This window comes from Qipengyuania algicola, assembly GCF_042492175.1.
Classification (GTDB): Bacteria; Pseudomonadota; Alphaproteobacteria; order Sphingomonadales; family Sphingomonadaceae; genus CAJXSN01.
Map to the genome: position 1 here is coordinate 1224227 of NZ_CP170453.1, position 17517 is coordinate 1241743.

The following is a 17517-nucleotide window of genomic DNA, read 5'->3' on the forward strand; positions in this document are numbered from 1 at the left end:
CCCCGCGTATTTCATGGCGCGCCCTAGAGCCTAAGCTGCGCGATTTTGCAAGCTCAGCCCTAGCGCTGCGACCGTCTCTCGGAAAGCGCACGCGCGGTCGCATCGATCTCTGCCTGCCGCCGCGTGTCGAAGCGGGGATAGAGCGCAGGCAGAATGGCAAAGGCGTCATCGACCCACAAATAGCCGTTGAAGGTCGAGGGCACTTCGCCAATCTGCTCCGGCAAATCGATGCCCGACAGGGGGTCGGCACCGGGTGCCGAGATGACCACGTTGCCGCCCTCCGCTTCCATGCGTGCGAGCAGGCGGTTGGGCCAGCCCCAATACACAATCTGGTTATCCAGCCGGACCAGCATAGTTTTGCCCTTGCAGCTGCCAGGTAGAAAGCCGGTCCAGCCGATCAGGATATAGTCGCGGCTGCAGGCCTCCGCTTCGTCTGGGTTCCACGCCCAGACATCGGGATGGCGGGCGCGGATGACGGCCAAGGCTTCGGGGCTGCCGAGAAATCCGTCCCGTTCCTGGGCGGGATCGCGGCCTGCTTCGGCCAGACTGTCCAGCACACCTTCAGTCAGGCGCGCATCGGCCGACGTCAGATTGAACATCAGCCGCGCATGACGGGTCAGTTGAGGCAACAGGTCGGCCAGACTGGCCGGTTCGGCATCCCCGCAGGCGGGGCCCACGGGAAGCAGGACCGCTCCGTCTGCGCCCTGCCCCACACGCACCTCGACCATGGCCGCGCCCAGCTTGTCGGCCCTGAGGATGCTTGCGAGACTGTTGGGGGCGAACCCGTGATAGGGCGCGGACCCCCCGCAACCGCTGGCTGGACCCAGCCCTGCAGCCGTCACCAGCTTCACGCCGCCCTTTGGCTCGGGCGCGAGCCACTGCGCGTTGAGCACCGTCAGGCCGAGGATGGCGACCGCGAGGATCGCGCCGATGCGAAGCAGCCAACGCTTCATGCCAGTAACTCGCGCGCCCGTTCACAATCGCGCTCCATCTGTGCGACCAGATCATCCAGCGAATCGAATTTTGCCTCGCCGCGCAGGAAGTGGTGGAAGGCCACCTCGATTTCCTGCCCGTAGAGATCGCCGGAAAAATCGAAGAAATGCGGCTCCAGCAACTCCTTGGGCGGTTCGAATTGGGGGCGCACGCCAATATTGGCTGCGCCTTTCAGCACCTCTCCGGTGGAGAGGATTTTGCCGGTGACCGCGTAGATGCCGTAACGCGGGCGCAGATAGCTCTCGATGTCGAGATTGGCTGTCGGGTAGCCGATTTCGCGGCCTCTCTTGTCGCCATGCTGCACGATGCCGCGAATGGCGAAGGGGCGGGTGAGAAGTTCGGTTGCCGTGGCGCAGTCGCCCTGACGCAAGGCCTCGCGGACCCGGCTGGAAGAGACTGGCGCATCCCCGTCAGCAACCGGCGCGACAGCGCGGTGCGACAGGCCGACCATCGCGCCATAGCCGGACAGCAGATCGACATTGCCCTTCGCGCCTTTGCCGAAGGTGAAATCCTCGCCTGTCACGATGCCATGCGCGCCCAGCCGGTCGACCAGAATGTCGCTGATGAAATCGCTTGCCTCGGTTCCGGCCAGATCGGCATCGAAATGGAACACCAGCATCGCTGCGGCGCCGGCGGCAATATACAGCTCCTGCCGTTGCTCGAGCGTGGTCAGGCGGAAAGGCGGCGTGTCGGGCCGGAAATGGCGCACCGGATGCGGGTCGAATGTTGCGACAATGGCAGGGCGGCCTTCCTCGCGTGCCCAGCGGATCGCTTCGCCAGCCACCGCCTGGTGGCCCCGGTGAAACCCGTCGAAATTGCCCAGCGCAATGATCGCCCCGCGCAAGGGCGCAGGCGCGGGTTCACGGTGATCGAGCCACCTCATTCGCTCTCGTCCCGAGCCGGACAGCGATAGGTCATGAAGGAAAATGCCGGACGCTCACCCTCGGCCGGATGGTCTTCCTGCGATTGCAGTTCCCATCCTGCGCCCAGCGGTTTCATAAACGTGTCGCCCGAGAAATCGGCGTGGATCGCGGTGAGTTCAACGCGGTCTGCCAGGGGGCGGAACACATCATAGACTGCAGCGCCGCCGACAATCGCGATGTCGGTATCGGGATCGTCCTCACGCGCGGCGGCCAGCGCTTCCGCCACGGAGCCGACGATCTGCGCACCCTCTGCCTCGAAACTGTCACGCCGCGTCAGCACGATGTGTTTGCGGCCTGGCAGAATGCCCGGAAGGCTCTCAAAGGTTTTGCGGCCCATGATCATGGGCTTGTCCATCGTCAGAGCCTTGAAGCGCTTGAGGTCTGCGGGGATATGCCAGGGCAGCTGGCCATCCTTGCCGATGGTGCCATTGGCAGCACGGGCGTAGATCAGGAAAATCTCGCCCATCAGTCGAGCATCCCCATCAATCGAACTTCAATGTGGTGGTGTGGCCCATCTTGCGCCCATCGAGCGCGCGGGCTTTGCCGTATAGGTGCAATTGAGTGGCCGGGTCGGATAGTGTCTCGTGCGGGGTATTTGCATCTTTCCCGACGATGTTGCGCATGACCATGCCGGGCGCAATCGTGCGGGTGTCGCCCAGCGGCAGGCCGCAGATCGCCCGGATATGGTTGGTGAACTGGCTCGTGGCCGCGCCTTCGATGGTCCAGTGGCCCGAATTGTGGACCCTCGGGGCCATTTCGTTGAACACCGGCCCGCTGGAGGTCGCGAAGAACTCCAGTGTCAGCACGCCGACATAGTTCAGTGCATCGGCCACCTGGCGAGCAAGATTGCGCGCTTTTTCCACCTGCATGGTCACGCTATCGGGCGCGGGCAGAGTGGATGTCGCCAGCATACCTCCCTCGTGGATATTATGCGTGCTGTCCCAGAACACCATTTCGCCGTCCGCCCCGCGCGCCAGAATAACGGAAAACTCCGCCTCGAACGTCACGAAGCCTTCGTAGATTGCCGGCGTGCTAGGGATCGAGACGCCTTCTGCATCATGGGCCGACTGGATCCGCCACTGGCCCTTGCCGTCATAGCCTTCGCCGCGGGTCTTGAGGATGCCCGGCGCGCCGATCCGGTCGATGGCTTCGATCAGATCGCTGCGGCTATCAACGGTGGCATAGGGCGCGGGCTGCCCGCCCAGCCCTTCGACAAAACGCTTCTCGTTCAGCCGGTCCTGCGCCGTTTCCAGCGCGCGGGCATTCGGCACCAGCTTCTCGCCCAGAGCGGCAAGCGGGGCGACGGGGACATTCTCGAATTCCCACGTCACCACATCGCAGGCCTGCCCGAAAGCGGCCATTGCCTGCGCATCGTCCCATTTGTTGCGAAACACATCGGCGCACACATCGCCTGCGACGATTTCCTTTTCAGGGCTGTAGGCGATGCAGCGGTAGCCCATTTGCGCGGCTGCAATGGCCAGCATCCGGCCCAATTGGCCGCCGCCCAAGATGCCTATGGTGGAGCCGGGTTTCAGCATTAGGGGTTCGTAGGCCGGTCGGCGACGGCATCGCTGCGATTGGCGCGCCACGTTTTCAGCCGCTCGGCCAGATTCTGGTCGGACAGGCAAAGAATGCTCGCCGCGAGCAGGCCCGCATTGGTCGCGCCCGCTTCGCCGATGGCCAGCGTTCCGGTAGGCACACCGGCGGGCATCTGGACGATGGAGAGCAGGCTATCCATGCCCGACAGCGCCTTGGACTGAACCGGCACGCCCAGCACCGGCAGATGCGTCATCGCGGCGATCATGCCGGGCAAATGGGCTGCGCCGCCTGCGCCCGCGATAATCACTTTCACGCCTTCGCTGGCGGCACCGCGAGCAAACTCCACCATCCGGTCGGGCGTCCGGTGGGCGGAGACGATGCGCGCCTCGTGACGCACTTCCAGTTCTTCCAGAACCTTGGCGGCGCATTGCATGGTCGGCCAGTCGGACTGGCTGCCCATCACGATCATCACATCCGGCGTGTCGGTCATCCGTGCGTCTCCCCCACCAGCGCGCTTACCGGTCTTTCAGGTAATAGCGCATGCCCGGCGTCATGCTATCATCGAATTCGTAAACGATGGGCTGACCGGTGGGAATTTCGAGGCCGGTGATTTCATCATCCGAAATGCCCGACAGATGCTTAACCAGCGCGCGCAGGGAATTGCCATGGGCGGAGACAATCACCGGACCGCCTTCTTTCAGCACCGGAACAATTGCGCTCTCATAATAGGGCAGCACCCGCTCGATGGTCAGTTTTAGGCTTTCGGAGGCCGGCACGTCTACTCCGGCGTAGCGCGGGTCGGATGACAGATCGAACTCGCTGCCTGCCTCCAGCGCGGGAGGCGGGACGTCATAGCTCCGCCGCCAGATATGCACCTGCTCGTCACCGTGCTTGTCGCGCGTTTCCTGCTTGTTGAGCCCAGTCAGCCCGCCATAGTGCCGCTCGTTCAGCCGCCAGTCCTTGGTTTCAGGGATCCACAGCCGGTCGCATTCTTCAAGCGCCAGGTGCAGCGTGCGGATCGCGCGGCTCTGGAAAGATGTGAATGCGCGCACCGGCAGCATATCGGCATGCTGGCTGAGCAGCTTCCCCGCCTCGCGCGCTTCGGCCACGCCCTGATCGGTCAGGCCGACATCCCACCAGCCGGTGAACCGGTTGGCGAGGTTCCACTCGCTTTGCCCGTGACGGACAAGAATCAGTTTCGAAGTGGGGCTGGACACAGACTTGGGCTCCATTGGTCATCAAGAGCGCGCTGCGTTAGCCTGCGCCATCTTCATTGGGAAGGGGGGCAGACGGCTTCTTATTGGCCACTCTTGTCGGCCATCTTGCTGGCGGTGTCGCTTTGCCCCATTTCGCGGGCCTGCGCTTTGCGGCGGCGCAGGTTCTCGCGCAGCTTGGCGGCCATGCGCTCTTCTCGGGTGCCGGCTTCACGGGATAGGTTGTCGCTCATATGGAGGTCTTGCCAATTGCGGCCGTCTCGCTCAAGCATTGCTTGACTTGAGGCGCGCATCAGGCAAAGGGCGCGCCTGCCTTTCAACGGGCACTTCCGGAGCCGCGGTAGCTCAGTGGTAGAGCGCACCCTTGGTAAGGGTGAGGCCGAGAGTTCAATTCTCTCTCGTGGCACCATTTTCCCTTCGGTCAAATGTCGGCACGTCCCTTGGATGTTCGGCCTTCGGCCTGAACGGGGCACCATTTTTCCAACCATTCCCGACAGCCCAAGAAGGACATTCATCGAATGCCTGCTTGAAAAGAAACGCGCGGGGATTCATGCCGGTGGCATGAGCGAACAGGAAATCGACACGCCCGCCCCTGAAGCGCAGGATGATGCGCTGACCCGGCTGCATCCCAATCATGAGAAAGCGATGCGGGTGCAGGGTGTGGGCTTTGCGATTCCGGCTCTGGTAGCGGCGGGTATTGCAGATTGGGCACTGCCGCTTTTTCCCGGCGCCATCTTTCTGGTCGCGCTCGGCATTGCGATTGTTCTGGTGCTGCGCCTGCCCCATCGCCGCTTCACCGCGCGCGGATTTGCCATGAGCGATGACCGGTTGCGGGTCGTGCGCGGGCTGCTGTTCCGCTCCGATACCGTCGTCCCATTCGGACGCGTCCAGCATATCGATGTCGATCGCGGTCCGCTGGAGCGGTATTACGATCTCGCCACCCTGACGCTGCATACGGCCGGCAGCCATAATGCTTCGGTGCACCTGCCCGGCCTGAACCACGACGACGCGCTGGCCATGCGCGAGACGATCCGCGCCCATATCAAGCGTGAGAGCCTGTGAGCGAGGCCGTTTTGGAACATTCCGCGCCCGGCGAAGGCGAGCCGCAACGGACTGACCCGTTATCCTTCGCGGTCAAGGCGCTGATGTTGCTGCCGCAGCTGGCCATCCCGCTTGCCTTTGCTTTCTTTAGCATAACTCGCGAATCAGGGCTGGAGGGGTTCGGCGGCATCACACTGATCCTCTTGCTGATCGCAGCGGGCATCGCGCTCAATCTGGGGATCGCATGGGTGCAATGGCGGCGGTTTACGTACCGTGTCGGAGCAGCCGACATCCGCGTGGAGAGCGGCATTCTGTCGCGCAGCGCCCGTTCGGTTCCTTACGAGCGCATTCAGGACGTAAGCCTAGAGCAGAAATTTGTCGCCCGCCTGCTGGGGCTAGTCGAAGTGCGCTTCGAGACCGGCGCGGGCGGCAAGGACGAGCTGGCGCTGGCCTATTTGTCGCAGGCTCAGGGTGCTGCGTTGCGCGAACTGGTCCGCGAGCGGCGCGACGGCGTGGAAGTTTCGGTAGCCGGGAGCGAATCAGCACCCGTTGAAGCGGAGGAAACCAGCGCGCCCTTGTTCGCCATGGGACCCAAACGCCTCTTCACTTTCGGGCTGTTCGAATTTTCATTGGCGCTGGTCGCTGTGCTGGCAGCAGCGGTGCAGCAGCTCGATTTTCTGTTGCCCTTCGAGCTTTGGGATGCCGATTTCTGGATGCAGACCTTTGCCGGGCCGGGTCAGCAATTGGCTGCGGCGGGGCCTGTGCTGCAGATAATCGGGGTCCTGGCGCTCCTCGCCACGGTGTCGGTCGCGGGTGTCATTACCGGACTGGTACGCACATTCTTGCGCGATTGGGATTTTCGGCTGGACCGCACCGCCAAGGGGTTCCGCCGCCGCCGGGGCCTGTTCACCCGCACCGATGTGGTGATGCCCGCCCACCGCGTGCAGGCGCTGCGCTTTACCACCGGCATTGTGCGTCGCCGATTCGGTTGGCGCGGGCTGAAATTTGTCAGTCTGGCGCAGGATAGCGGAGCGGCGAATCACGTGGTCGCGCCGTTTGCCCGCGATGCCGAGCTGGTGCCCATTGCCGAGGCTGCTGGCTTTACACCTCCGCCTGATGACCTGCAGTGGCGGCGCGCTGCCAAGGCGCACCGGATTGCCAGCGCTGTTATCGAAGGCGGCATTCTGGTGCTGATCGGCATTGCCATCGAAATCGGGTTGGTGGTGTTCGATCTCGATCTATTTCCATGGCAGAAACTGGCTGGGCTGATCCCGGTTGCCTTCGGGATTGCTGCGGCGAGTTGGCAGATTTTTCTATGGCGCTACGAACGGCACGCGCTTGGCAAGAGCCAGCTCTATATCCGGACCGGCTGGCTCGCCCCGACGCTCAGCATCGGCCGGCGCGTGAAGCTGCAATCGGTGGAGATCGCACAGGGGCCGATTGCCCGGCGCTACGGCTTTGCGACGCTGCATCTGGGGTTGGCGGGCGGCAAGCTGGCGATAGATGGTATTCCGCTGGAGCGCGCGCGCAAATGGCGCGAGGCGATCCTGCGCAGCATTGCGACCAGCGATTTCTCCGAGCTTACGTAAGCGCCCTAAGCGCGCAAATCTGCCCAATCGGGGTTCTCGTCGAACTTCTTTGCGACATAGGAACATTGCGGCACGATTTTGAAGCCGTGCTCGCGGGCATCGGCCACCAAACGCTTGACCAGATGCCCGGCCACGCCGCGCCCGCCGATTTCGCGGGGCACGATGGTGTGGGTGGCCACGCGGATATCCTCGCCGCTGCTGTTCTGGCGAGGCTCCCATTCGAGATAGCCGTTTGTGGTTTCGCCCGCGAGTTCGGCGACATATTTGCCGCCTTGCCCTTGGCCGTGGTGGGTGATGGTTACGTCTGCTTGATCGATGCTCACGGATGATGCTCCTTCTTGCGCTCAACGATGCGGGGCGTAAGGGCGTTCCCCATGAGCCATTCGCCCTCTTCACCCGCCCGCTTCCTGTCGGACAATGCCGCCACCGTGCACCCTGCGCTGTGGGATGCGATGCGTGCGGCGGATGAGGGCGATGCGCCCTATGACGGCGATGCCTTGTCGCAGCGGCTGGATGACGCATTCGGCGCTGTTTTCGGGCAGGACGTCGCGGTGCTGTGGGTCGCTACCGGCACAGCGGCGAACTGCCTTGCCCTGTCGGCCATGGTGCCCCCGCATGGCGGGGTTGTGTGCCACCGCGAGGCGCATATCGAGATGGACGAAGGCGGCGCGCCCGGCTTTTATCTCCACGGGGCCAAGTTGCTATTGGCCGAGGGTGAGGGCGCGAAGCTGACGCCGGAGGCCATCGCGGCGGTAATCGACCCGATCCGCGACGATGTGCACCAGGTGCAGCCGCACGCCATCTCTGTAACGCAGGCGAGCGAATATGGCCGCAGCTACCGCCCCGAGGAGCTGGCAGCGATTGGCGCGCTCGCACACGAACGCGGACTGGGCCTGCATGTCGACGGGGCGCGCTTTGCCAATGCGGTGGCGCATCTCGGCTGCACTCCGGCAGAGGCTGTCGGCTCTGCACAGGCGCTCAGTTTCGGCTGTGTCAAAAACGGCGGTATGAATGCCGAAGCGATCGTGTTCTTCGATCCCGCGTTGGCCGACATGGTGCGCTATCGCCGCAAACGCTCGGGCCATTTGCAATCCAAGGGCCGCTATCTCGCCGCGCAATTGCTGGCGATGGTGGAGGGCGATGTGTGGCTCAGCAATGCCCGCGCGGCCAACGCGGCGGCACAAGCGATTGTCGCCGAGGTGGGCGAGCGGTTGATGCATCCGGTGGAGGCCAACGAGGTCTTCATGCGCTTGGATGCGGCCGAGCGCGAGGCGTTGCGGGCGCAGGGTTTCGAGTTTTACGACTGGGGCGCGGATGCGGCGCGGTTCGTGGCTAGCTGGGACAGCGACCAGAGCGCAGCTCAGGCTCTGGGCAAGGCCATCGCGGCGCTATGACATCACCGCAGCAGGCCATGCTCAGCTGGCGGGTGGTTATCCCGTTCCTGCTGACGGGGACGATCTGGGGCTCGACCTGGTTCGTCATCACCGGACAAATCAGCGGCGTTCCGGCGGCGTGGTCAGTGTTCTACCGTTTCGCGCTGGCAACGCCTGCTCTATTCCTCGTCGCTTTGCTGATGAAACGCCGCTTGCGTCTCACAGCGGCGGAGCATCGGCTGGCGATATTGGTCGGCATATTCCAGTTCAGCGGCAATTTCCTGTTTGTCTATCATGCGGAGCTTTACGTGACGTCCGGCATCGTCGCGATGATGTTCGGGCTGTTGATGGTGCCCAATGCATTGCTCGCCCGGTTCTTCCTCGGCGAACGCCAGCAAGGAACCTTCTGGCTCGGCAGTGCGGTCGCGATTGTCGGGGTTTCACTGCTGTTGCTGCACGAATGGCGCGCCAATCCCGATGCGGGGGTGATTGGCGGCAATGTGGCACTGGGGATCCTGCTGGCGATGCTGGGTATTGTCGCTGCTTCGGTGGCGAATGTCATTCAGGCGAACCCTGTCGGGCGCGGCGTGCCGATGGTCAGCCTGCTTGCATGGGCGATGCTGTACGGGACGCTTTTCGATCTCGGCTTTGCGCTGGCGACCGCTGGCCCGCCACCTGTGCCGACTGGCACGCAATACTGGACGGGGATCGTCTATCTCGCGCTGATCGGGTCGGTTGTCACCTTTCCGCTGCATTACAATCTGGTGCGCGAGATCGGGGCGGGGCGCACGGCCTATAATTCGATTTTGACGATCTCTGTTGCGATGCTGATTTCGACTTTGTTCGAGGATTACCGCTGGACCGGCCTGACGATCGGCGGGATGGTGCTCGCGGTTATCGGCATGGTCTTGGCCCTGCGTGCGAAGCAAGCGCCAAAGCCCTAGATCAGCGCGCGCAAACCCTCGCGGTAAGTGCGATATTTCGGCTCCCACCCCAGCACGCGCTTGGCTTTGCCGTTCGCGACCCGCCGGTTTTCCGAGTAGAAGCCCATCGCCATTTCCGAGAGATTGGCCTCCTCCAGCGTCTGCATTGGCGGCGGCGCGACACCCAGCAACCGGCACGCTTCTTCCGTCACGGCATTGCCGCTGGCAGGCAGATCATCGCCGAGGTTGTAAGCACCCGCCGGTGCATTGCTCTTGACCGCCGCGACCACGCCGCTGGCGATGTCCTCGACATGCACGCGGCTGAACACCTGTCCGGGCATGTCGATCCGCCGCGCCTTCCCCTCCTTCACCCTGTCCAGCGCGCTGCGTCCGGGGCCGTAAATACCGGGCAGGCGAAACACCCGCGCGCCCAGTTCCATCCAGCGCGCATCCGCATCGCTGCGAGCTGTGCGTCTGCCCGTCCCGGTGGGCGAAGTCTCGTCCACCCACGCACCATCCTGATCGCCGTATACGCCGGTCGAGGAGAGATAGCCGAGCCAGGTTTGCTGCAAGGCGTCCGCGTATTTTTCCAGCACTGGATCGGTGCCGCTTTCCCGGTCCGGTGGCACGGAAGACAAAATATGGCTCGAAGCCGCCAGCGCCGCGCGCACTGCGTCGCCATCGGCAAAGTCGACCGTGCCATCGCTGCCCGTGGCCACAACGCTCCAGCCGTCGCTCTCCAGCGCCGCGGCAATGCGTTTGGCCGAATAGCCGAGGCCGAAAATGAACATTTGCTTCATAGGCAGGTTCTACCCATTTGAGAGCTTCAGGAAAGAGAGTAGCTGACACCCTATGGATATCGCCCGCACCCCCTCGACCGCCGATGGCAACCCGCAACTGGCCGATGCGCCGCCGGAGCCAAAGGAACCCGCGATTATCCGCCGCGAGGATTATGCCCCGTTCGCGTGGCTGGTGCCGACAACGCATCTCGATTTCGATCTGGGGCTGGAGCGCACGACCGTTGTCGCGACTCTGCAGGTAGAGCGCAATCCGGCGGCCGATCCTTCGCCGACGATCCGTCTGAACGGTGACGGGCTTACGCTTGAGTCACTGAGCGTCGATGGCGCGGAGCATGCCGGCTGGACCATGGAGGGCGATGATCTGCTGATCACTCTGCCGGGTGACGCGCATCAGCTGCAGATCACCACGATTATCGACCCAAGCGCCAACAGCGCTCTGATGGGCCTGTTCGCCTCCAACGGAATGCTGTGTACCCAATGCGAGGCAGAGGGCTTCCGCCGGATAACCTTCTTCCCCGACCGCCCCGATGTGCTGTCCAGCTACACAGTGCGCATGGAGGCATCGAAGGCCGATTTTCCGATCCTGCTAGCCAATGGCAACGAAGTGGAGACGGGCGATGCCGAGGGCGCCGAAGACGGAGAAGAGCGCCACTATGCTGTGTGGCAGGACCCGTGGCTGAAACCGTCCTATCTCTTCGCGCTGGTCGCCGGCGATCTGGTAGCGCGGCGGGACAGCTTCACCACCATGAATGGCCGGGAGGTCGACCTGGCTGTGTGGGTCCGCGATGGCGATCTGGACCGGACCGAGCATGCGATGGAATCGCTGAAAACCTCGATGAAATGGGACGAGGAGACCTTCGGGCGCGAATACGATCTCGACATCTACAACATCGTGGCGGTCAGCGATTTCAACATGGGCGCGATGGAGAACAAGGGCCTCAACGTCTTCAACACGAAATATGTGCTGGCCGATCAGGACACCGCGACCGATGGCGATTTCGATGCGGTCGAGGGTGTGATTGCCCACGAATACTTCCATAATTGGTCGGGCAACCGCATCACTTGCCGCGACTGGTTCCAGCTGTCGCTGAAAGAAGGCTTCACCGTTTTGCGCGACCAGCTTTTCTCGCAGGATATGCAGGGCGAGGCAGTCAAGCGGATCGAGGATGTGCGGATCTTGCGTGGCATCCAGTTCCCCGAGGATTCCGGCCCGCTGGCGCATCCGATCCGGCCCGATTCCTACCGCGAGATCAGCAACTTCTATACCTCCACCGTCTATAACAAAGGCGCCGAAGTCATCCGGATGATGCGGGTGATGGCGGGCGAGGCGGCTTTCCGTGCAGGGTGCGACCTCTATTTCGATCGCCATGACGGCGAGGCCGCGAGCTGCGAGGATTTCGTCAAGGCGATGGAAGACGGCACGGGCCTCGATCTCGCGCAGTTCCGCCTGTGGTATCGGCAGGCCGGCACGCCCAAGGTCGAGGTTTCGCTGGAGCATGAGGGCGACACCGCAACGCTGAAGCTGACCCAGACCGTTCCGCCCACACCGGGCCAACCGGCGAAACTCCCGATGCCGATTCCGCTGAAGATCGCGCTGCTAGACCGGGAAACCGGCCAGCATTCGGGCGAGCAATTGGTGATGCTGGATGCGCCGAGCAAAACGCTGCGTTTCGATGGCTTTGCGAAGGCGCCGGTCCTGTCGATCAATCGCGGCTTTACCGCGCCGGTGTCGATCGAACGCACCGTTCCGCGAGACGATCTGGTGTTCCTCGCTGCGCATGATGATGACAGTTTCGCCCGCTACGAGGCGATGCAGGAACTGATGGTCGGGGTACTGCTGGACGCGGTGAACGGCACCGGCGATGCACAGGCTGGACGTCAGGCGGTCGCCACTGCGCTGCGGGCGATCCTGACCGACGAAGCGCTGGACGATTCGATGCGCGGCGAATTGATGCTGATGCCCAGCCAGACCTATCTGATGGAGCAGATGCTGACCGCGCAGCCGGGCGCAATCCATGCCGAACGCGAAGCGCTGAAGGCCTATCTCGGGCGCGAACTGGCGGCGGAACTACACGCGCTTTACGAGCGGGCGGAGGCGGTGCCCTTCGGCATGTCGCAGGAAGCGCGCGGTGCCCGCAAGGTGAAGACGCAGGTGCTGATCTACGCCGCCGCGAGCGATCCGGCCAAGGCTGCCGAGCTGGCGGCGCAGCAATATGCAGCGGCCGACAATATGACTGACCGGCAGGGCGCGCTGATGGTGCTTTGCGGGCTGGAGGGGCCGGAGCGGGATGCCGCGCTGGCCGATTTCTACGAGCGCTATCGGGGCAATCCGCTGGTCATCGACAAGTGGTTCGCGCTTCAGGCGGGCTCGTTGCACCCGGATGTCATCGCGCATGTGAAGGCATTGGCCGATCATCCGGATTTCACCCTGCGCAACCCGAACCGGGTGCGCTCGCTCTATATGGCGTTCGCGGCCAGCCCGCATGCCTTCCATAGCGAGAGCGGCGCGGGCTATTCGATGATTGCTGACCTCATTCTGGCACTCGACCCGATCAACCCGCAGACTGCGGCGCGGTTCGTTTCGCCGCTGGGCCGGTGGCGGCGGATGGAGCCGGGCCGGGCCGCGCTGATGCGGGCGGAGCTGGAGCGAATCGCTGCTGCGGACTCGCTCTCGCGCGACACCTATGAGCAGGTCAGCCGCAGCCTTGGCTAATCGCTGGAACGAGACCGACGCGCCGGTTTCCCCGATCCGCGCCGATGCGTTGGACCGTATACCCCACGGCTTCCTGACCCGCGAGGGCGGCGTTTCCACTGGACCGGTGGCGGGCTTGCAATTCGGGATGGGTGCAGGCGACGATCCCGCCAGTGTGGCCGAGAATCGTCGCCGGGCGGTCGCCTCCATCCTGCCGGGTGCGCAGCTCGCTATGCCGTATCAGGTGCATAGCGCCGATGCGGTGGTGGTCGAGAGGCCGGTGGAGGGTGACGAGCGCCCGCGCGCCGATGCTCTGGTCACTGCAGTTCCCGGCCTGCTGGTCGGCGTCGTCACTGCCGATTGCGCGCCGGTACTGCTCGCCGACCGCAAGGCCGGCGTGGTTGCCGCTGCCCATGCGGGGTGGCGCGGCGCTGTGGGCGGAATTCTGGAAGCCACACTGGATGTGATGGAAAGCGTTGGCGCGCGCCGGGCCGATATCGCCTGCGCGATCGGGCCATCCATTGCTCAGGCAAGCTACGAAGTCGGGCCGGAAATGCGTAGCGAATTTGCCGAAGACGACGGACGCTTTTTCGCTGCCGGGAAAGGCGACCGCCTGCATTTCGATCTGGAGGGCTTTGTGGCCGCACGGTTGCGCCAAGCCGGGGCCGGAGTAGTCCAGCCGCTCGGTCTCGATACCTACACGGATGAAGCGCGTTTCTACTCTTTCCGCCGTTCGACTCACCGCGGCGAAGCGGACTACGGACGACAGGCGGCATTGATCGGGTTGCATTAAGCGCGATATCAGATGCGCTAAAGGCCATTGGCATTGCACGGCAGAGCGGCTAGGGCCGCCCCGCATTCGGGGAACCGTTATGCGTAGGGGCTGTATTTACGTTAAGCGCAATGCAGGCCGTTTGAAACAGGTCGGGCGATCCATAATTTTGTCGCCTGCTGATTAGGGTAGGAATTGATGGCTGATACGTCAGGCACAGCAACTGCAGAAAACGTCGCAGAGCATGACGGCGATGACGGAGTCCGTCGGCGCGATTTCATTAACATTGCGGCGCTCAGCGCAGCCGGTGTTGGTGCCTTGGGCGCGGTCTATCCACTGATCACCCAGATGGCCCCCTCGGCTGACGTGCTTGCCGAAAGCAGCACGGATGTGGATGTCTCGGCTATCGAGCCGGGTCAGGCGATCAAGGCCGTTTTCCGCAAGCAGCCGCTGTTCGTGCGCCGCCTGACACCGGCAGAAATCAGCGCGGCCAACGACACGCCGACCGGTTCGCTGCGCGACGCGGAAAGCCTCGCCGACCGGACCAAGGAAGGCCATGAAGATGTGCTCGTCACCATGGGCGTGTGCACCCATCTCGGCTGCGTGCCGCTGGGCGCTGCCGAGGGTGAGGACAAGGGCGAGTTCGGGGGCTATTTCTGCCCCTGCCACGGCTCGCAATTCGATACCGCAGGGCGCATCCGCAAGGGCCCCGCACCGACCAATCTCGAAGTGCCGGACTATGAATTCACGTCCGACACCACCATCCGCGTAGGCTAAGCGCTAGAGAGAATGAAATTATGAGCTTTCCCTGGGCCAAGCAATACACCCCCGGCAACGATTTCACGAAGTGGATCGACGAGAAGCTGCCTTTGCCGCGCCTCGTCTACAATGCCGTGGGCGCGGGTTACCCCGTGCCGCGCAACCTGTCTTACATGTGGAATTTCGGTGTGCTGGCGGGCTTTTGCCTTGTCTTGCAGATCGTCACCGGTGTCATTCTGGCGATGCACTATGCGCCCAACGCGCTGGTTGCGTTCTCCAGCACCGAGCACATCATGCGCAACGTCAATTGGGGCTGGATGCTGCGGTACGCCCACGCCAACGGGGCGAGCTTCTTCTTCCTCGTGCTGTATCTGCATATTTTCCGCGGGCTCTATTACAGTTCTTACAAGGCGCCGCGCGAGATGATCTGGCTGCTCGGCGTGGTGATCTTCCTGCTGGTGATGGCGACGGCCTTCATGGGCTACGTGCTGCCATGGGGCCAGATGAGCTTCTGGGGCGCGAAGGTGATTACCGGCCTGTTCGGCGCCATCCCGCTGGTGGGTGAGCCGATCCAGATCTGGCTGCTGGGCGGTTATGCGCCCGACAACGCCGCTCTGAACCGCTTCTTCAGCCTGCACTTCCTGCTGCCCTTCGTAACGGCGGGTGTGATCATCCTGCATATCTGGGCACTGCACATTCCGGGTTCGTCGAACCCGACCGGCGTTGAAGTGAAGAGCGAAAGCGACACGGTGCCGTTCCACCCGTATTATACGGCGAAGGACGGTTTCGGACTGGGCGTCTTCCTGATTGCCTATCTCGCGATGGTGTTCTTCCTGCCGAACTTCCTCGGCCATGCGGATAACTATATCGAGGCGAACCCGCTGGCCACGCCTGCGAACATCGTGCCGGAATGGTATTTCTGGCCGTTCTACGCGATCCTGCGGGCCTTCACCTTCGACTTCATTCTCCCGGCCAAGCTGTGGGGCGTGATCGGAATGTTTGCATCGATCCTGCTGTGGTTCATCCTGCCCTGGCTCGACCGGTCGCCGGTCCGCAGCGGTCACTATCGCCCGCTGTTCCGCAAGTTCTTCTGGTTCGGTCTGATCCCGTGTATTCTGGTGCTCGGCTATTGCGGGGGCGCGCCTCTGTCGACCTTCACCATTCTGGCCAGCCAGATCGGGACCGCCTATTACTTCCTGCACTTCCTCGTGATCCTGCCGCTCATCTCTTCTTTCGAGAAGCCGGAGCCGCTGCCCTATTCGATTACCGAGGCCGTGTTGGGGTCCGACAAACAAGCAGTGCTGGGTGAAAACGCCCAGCCCGCCGTCTGAGCGAATTAGGAAAGAGTTTTACTATGGTTCGCCTACTCGCAATCGGTGCAGGCCTGCTCTTCACCCTGGTGGTGATGGTCTCCTTCGTGGTTGACGCTTACAATGCCGCGACGACCGAAACGCCCAAGACCGCTGAAAAGGTCTTCCATCTCGACGCCAAGGCACCCGAAGGCGGCTGGTCGTTCTCAGGGCCGCTGGGCAAATGGGACATCGCCCAGCTCCAGCGTGGCTACAAGGTCTACAAGGAAGTGTGCTCGGCCTGCCACGGCATGAAGTTCATCGCTTTCCGTAATCTTGCAGAGCTCGGCTACACCGAGAATCAGGTGCGCGCAGAGGCGGCCACGTGGCAGGTCCCCGGTGTCGATCCGGCGACCGGCGAGTCGATTATGCGTCCCGCAGAGCCGACCGACTACATTCCCTCGCCCTATCCAAATGACGTTGCGGCGGCTGCGGCCAACAACAACGCCATTCCGCCTGATCTTTCGCTGATCACCAAGGCGCGCAAGAACGGGACAAATTACGTCTATTCGCTGCTGTCGGGCTATCAGGAAATCCCTGCTGAACTGACCGAGCAATTCCCCGAATTCTCGACGCCCTTCGGCCTCTATTACAACCCGTATTTCAAGTACCTCAACATCGCGATGGCGCCGCCGCTGATGTCCGATGGGCAGGTGACCTATGATGACGGGACAGAGGCCACGGTTCCGCAAATGTCGGAAGACGTGACGGCATTCCTGACCTGGGGCGCCGAGCCGACAATGATCAAGCGCAAGCAGACCGGCTGGCCGGTGATGATCTTCCTCGTCTTCGCCACGATCCTTGCATGGATGGCCAAGCAGCAGATCTGGTCGGCTGTGAAGCCGTCCAAGCGCAAGGACTGATCTCTCGCTGCGGGTGATCCTGCTTTGCGAAAGCACCGGGCCATGAGCCCGGACGAACTGCGCGCCATCATCCGCACGGTGCCGGACTTTCCCAAGCCCGGCATCCAGTTCCGAGATATCGGTACATTGCTGGCGCATCCCGAGGCCTTGGGTGCCGCCATCGAGCATCTGGCCGAGCGCTCGCACGGCGCACAGGCCATTGCCGGCATGGAAGCGCGCGGATTTATCTTCGGCGCGGCCGTGGCGATCCGGCTGGGTGTGGGCTTCATCCCGATCCGCAAGCCCGGCAAATTGCCGGTCGAAACGATCGGCGTGGACTACGATCTCGAATACGGCACCGACCGGCTCGAGCTGGACCCGTCGACCATGACGCACGGCGCGCGCGTCGCGATTGTCGACGATCTGATTGCCACCGGCGGCACTGCCTGCGCCGCTGCGCAATTGCTGCGTCAGGCGGGGGCGGAGATTGACCGGGCGGTCTTTGTGATCGACCTGCCGGATCTGGGCGGGGCGGCAAAACTGCGCTCCAGCGGCGTCGAAGTCGAAGCGCTCATCGCATTCGACGGGGAATGACGGGTGTACGGCGCAGCGGGCTAAGCCGCTGAAAACCTTGGAGGGGATGGCGCCCGCCCCCGATACGCTGTAGGCTCTGCCGCTGCGGCGTGTCTGATGCACCGTTTTGAGGAA

General features: G+C 63.1%; 19 protein-coding genes and 1 tRNA gene. 11 read left to right on the forward strand and 9 right to left on the reverse strand.

Annotated features, from left to right (window positions below; translation table 11 throughout):
• Positions 1–59: 59 nt before the first annotated feature.
• The 7 genes from ACFCW2_RS05875 to ACFCW2_RS05905 all read right to left on the reverse strand — a co-directional run bounded on the left by ACFCW2_RS05875 (position 60) and on the right by ACFCW2_RS05905 (position 4902).
• Entirely contained in the window at positions 60–953 is an 894-nt protein-coding gene (locus ACFCW2_RS05875; protein ID WP_379548695.1) for a hypothetical protein, read from the reverse strand.
• Positions 950–1876 (reverse strand): bifunctional riboflavin kinase/FAD synthetase, encoded by a 927-nt coding sequence (locus tag ACFCW2_RS05880; protein WP_379548696.1) that lies wholly within the window; start codon positions 1874–1876, stop codon positions 950–952. Before ACFCW2_RS05880 ends, ACFCW2_RS05875 begins: the two co-directional genes overlap by 4 nt.
• A complete protein-coding gene (locus ACFCW2_RS05885) occupies positions 1873–2382 on the reverse strand; it encodes a dihydrofolate reductase (protein ID WP_379548697.1) in 510 nt (169 codons plus the stop codon). Before ACFCW2_RS05885 ends, ACFCW2_RS05880 begins: the two co-directional genes overlap by 4 nt.
• 16 nt (positions 2383–2398) lie before the next feature.
• Positions 2399–3454 (reverse strand): 5-(carboxyamino)imidazole ribonucleotide synthase, encoded by a 1056-nt coding sequence (locus ACFCW2_RS05890; RefSeq protein ID WP_379548698.1) that lies wholly within the window; start codon positions 3452–3454, stop codon positions 2399–2401.
• Positions 3454–3945: a 5-(carboxyamino)imidazole ribonucleotide mutase gene (purE, locus tag ACFCW2_RS05895; RefSeq protein ID WP_379548699.1), complete on the reverse strand. Its 492-nt coding sequence runs from the start codon at positions 3943–3945 to the stop codon at positions 3454–3456. Before purE ends, ACFCW2_RS05890 begins: the two co-directional genes overlap by 1 nt.
• A gap of 25 nt (positions 3946–3970) precedes the next feature.
• Positions 3971–4672 carry a 2,3-diphosphoglycerate-dependent phosphoglycerate mutase gene (gene gpmA / locus ACFCW2_RS05900; RefSeq protein WP_379548700.1) on the reverse strand — a complete coding sequence of 234 codons (702 nt, stop codon included), beginning with the start codon at positions 4670–4672 and terminating at the stop codon, positions 3971–3973.
• Between the two features lie 80 nt (positions 4673–4752).
• A complete protein-coding gene (locus tag ACFCW2_RS05905) occupies positions 4753–4902 on the reverse strand; it encodes a hypothetical protein (protein WP_379548701.1) in 150 nt (49 codons plus the stop codon).
• Positions 4903–5003: 101 nt separating this feature from the next.
• Between ACFCW2_RS05905 and ACFCW2_RS05910 the strand changes: the two genes are divergently transcribed.
• The 3 genes from ACFCW2_RS05910 (at position 5004) to ACFCW2_RS05920 (ending at position 7299) form a co-directional block, all read left to right on the forward strand.
• Positions 5004–5078 (forward strand) — tRNA-Thr (locus ACFCW2_RS05910).
• 152 nt (positions 5079–5230) lie between these two features.
• Positions 5231–5731: a PH domain-containing protein gene (locus tag ACFCW2_RS05915; protein WP_379548702.1), complete on the forward strand. Its 501-nt coding sequence runs from the start codon at positions 5231–5233 to the stop codon at positions 5729–5731.
• Positions 5728–7299 (forward strand): PH domain-containing protein, encoded by a 1572-nt coding sequence (locus ACFCW2_RS05920; protein WP_379548703.1) that lies wholly within the window; start codon positions 5728–5730, stop codon positions 7297–7299. The genes ACFCW2_RS05915 and ACFCW2_RS05920 overlap by 4 nt, the downstream gene beginning before the upstream one ends.
• A gap of 5 nt (positions 7300–7304) precedes the next feature.
• On the opposite strand, the gene ACFCW2_RS05925 is transcribed toward ACFCW2_RS05920, so the two are convergent.
• Positions 7305–7622, reverse strand: coding sequence for a GNAT family N-acetyltransferase (locus ACFCW2_RS05925; protein ID WP_379548704.1), 318 nt, complete (start codon positions 7620–7622; stop codon positions 7305–7307).
• Between the two features lie 51 nt (positions 7623–7673).
• On the opposite strand from ACFCW2_RS05925, the gene ACFCW2_RS05930 reads away from it, so the two are divergent.
• The gene (locus ACFCW2_RS05930) at positions 7674–8693 is read left to right on the forward strand and encodes a threonine aldolase family protein (protein WP_379548705.1); all 1020 of its coding nucleotides are present in this window, start codon (positions 7674–7676) and stop codon (positions 8691–8693) included.
• A complete protein-coding gene (locus tag ACFCW2_RS05935) occupies positions 8690–9616 on the forward strand; it encodes a DMT family transporter (protein WP_379548706.1) in 927 nt (308 codons plus the stop codon). Before ACFCW2_RS05930 ends, ACFCW2_RS05935 begins: the two co-directional genes overlap by 4 nt.
• Here the strand turns inward: ACFCW2_RS05935 and ACFCW2_RS05940 are convergent.
• The gene (locus ACFCW2_RS05940; protein WP_379548707.1) at positions 9613–10395 is read right to left on the reverse strand and encodes an SDR family NAD(P)-dependent oxidoreductase; all 783 of its coding nucleotides are present in this window, start codon (positions 10393–10395) and stop codon (positions 9613–9615) included. The genes ACFCW2_RS05935 and ACFCW2_RS05940 overlap by 4 nt on opposite strands.
• 52 nt (positions 10396–10447) lie before the next feature.
• On the opposite strand from ACFCW2_RS05940, the gene pepN reads away from it, so the two are divergent.
• The 6 genes from pepN to ACFCW2_RS05970 all read left to right on the forward strand — a co-directional run bounded on the left by pepN (position 10448) and on the right by ACFCW2_RS05970 (position 17403).
• Complete coding sequence (pepN, locus tag ACFCW2_RS05945; RefSeq protein WP_379548708.1) at positions 10448–13108, forward strand: aminopeptidase N; 2661 nt, start codon at positions 10448–10450, stop codon at positions 13106–13108.
• Positions 13080–13880 carry a peptidoglycan editing factor PgeF gene (gene pgeF / locus ACFCW2_RS05950; protein ID WP_379548709.1) on the forward strand — a complete coding sequence of 267 codons (801 nt, stop codon included), beginning with the start codon at positions 13080–13082 and terminating at the stop codon, positions 13878–13880. Before pepN ends, pgeF begins: the two co-directional genes overlap by 29 nt.
• 177 nt (positions 13881–14057) lie before the next feature.
• Positions 14058–14636 carry a ubiquinol-cytochrome c reductase iron-sulfur subunit gene (gene petA / locus ACFCW2_RS05955; protein ID WP_379548710.1) on the forward strand — a complete coding sequence of 193 codons (579 nt, stop codon included), beginning with the start codon at positions 14058–14060 and terminating at the stop codon, positions 14634–14636.
• A gap of 20 nt (positions 14637–14656) precedes the next feature.
• Positions 14657–15949, forward strand: coding sequence for a cytochrome b (locus ACFCW2_RS05960; protein WP_379548711.1), 1293 nt, complete (start codon positions 14657–14659; stop codon positions 15947–15949).
• 23 nt (positions 15950–15972) lie between these two features.
• Positions 15973–16830 (forward strand): cytochrome c1, encoded by an 858-nt coding sequence (locus ACFCW2_RS05965; RefSeq protein WP_379548712.1) that lies wholly within the window; start codon positions 15973–15975, stop codon positions 16828–16830.
• 42 nt (positions 16831–16872) lie between these two features.
• On the forward strand, positions 16873–17403 hold the full coding sequence (locus ACFCW2_RS05970) for an adenine phosphoribosyltransferase (protein WP_379548713.1): 531 nt from the start codon (positions 16873–16875) through the stop codon (positions 17401–17403).
• Positions 17404–17517: the final 114 nt, after the last annotated feature.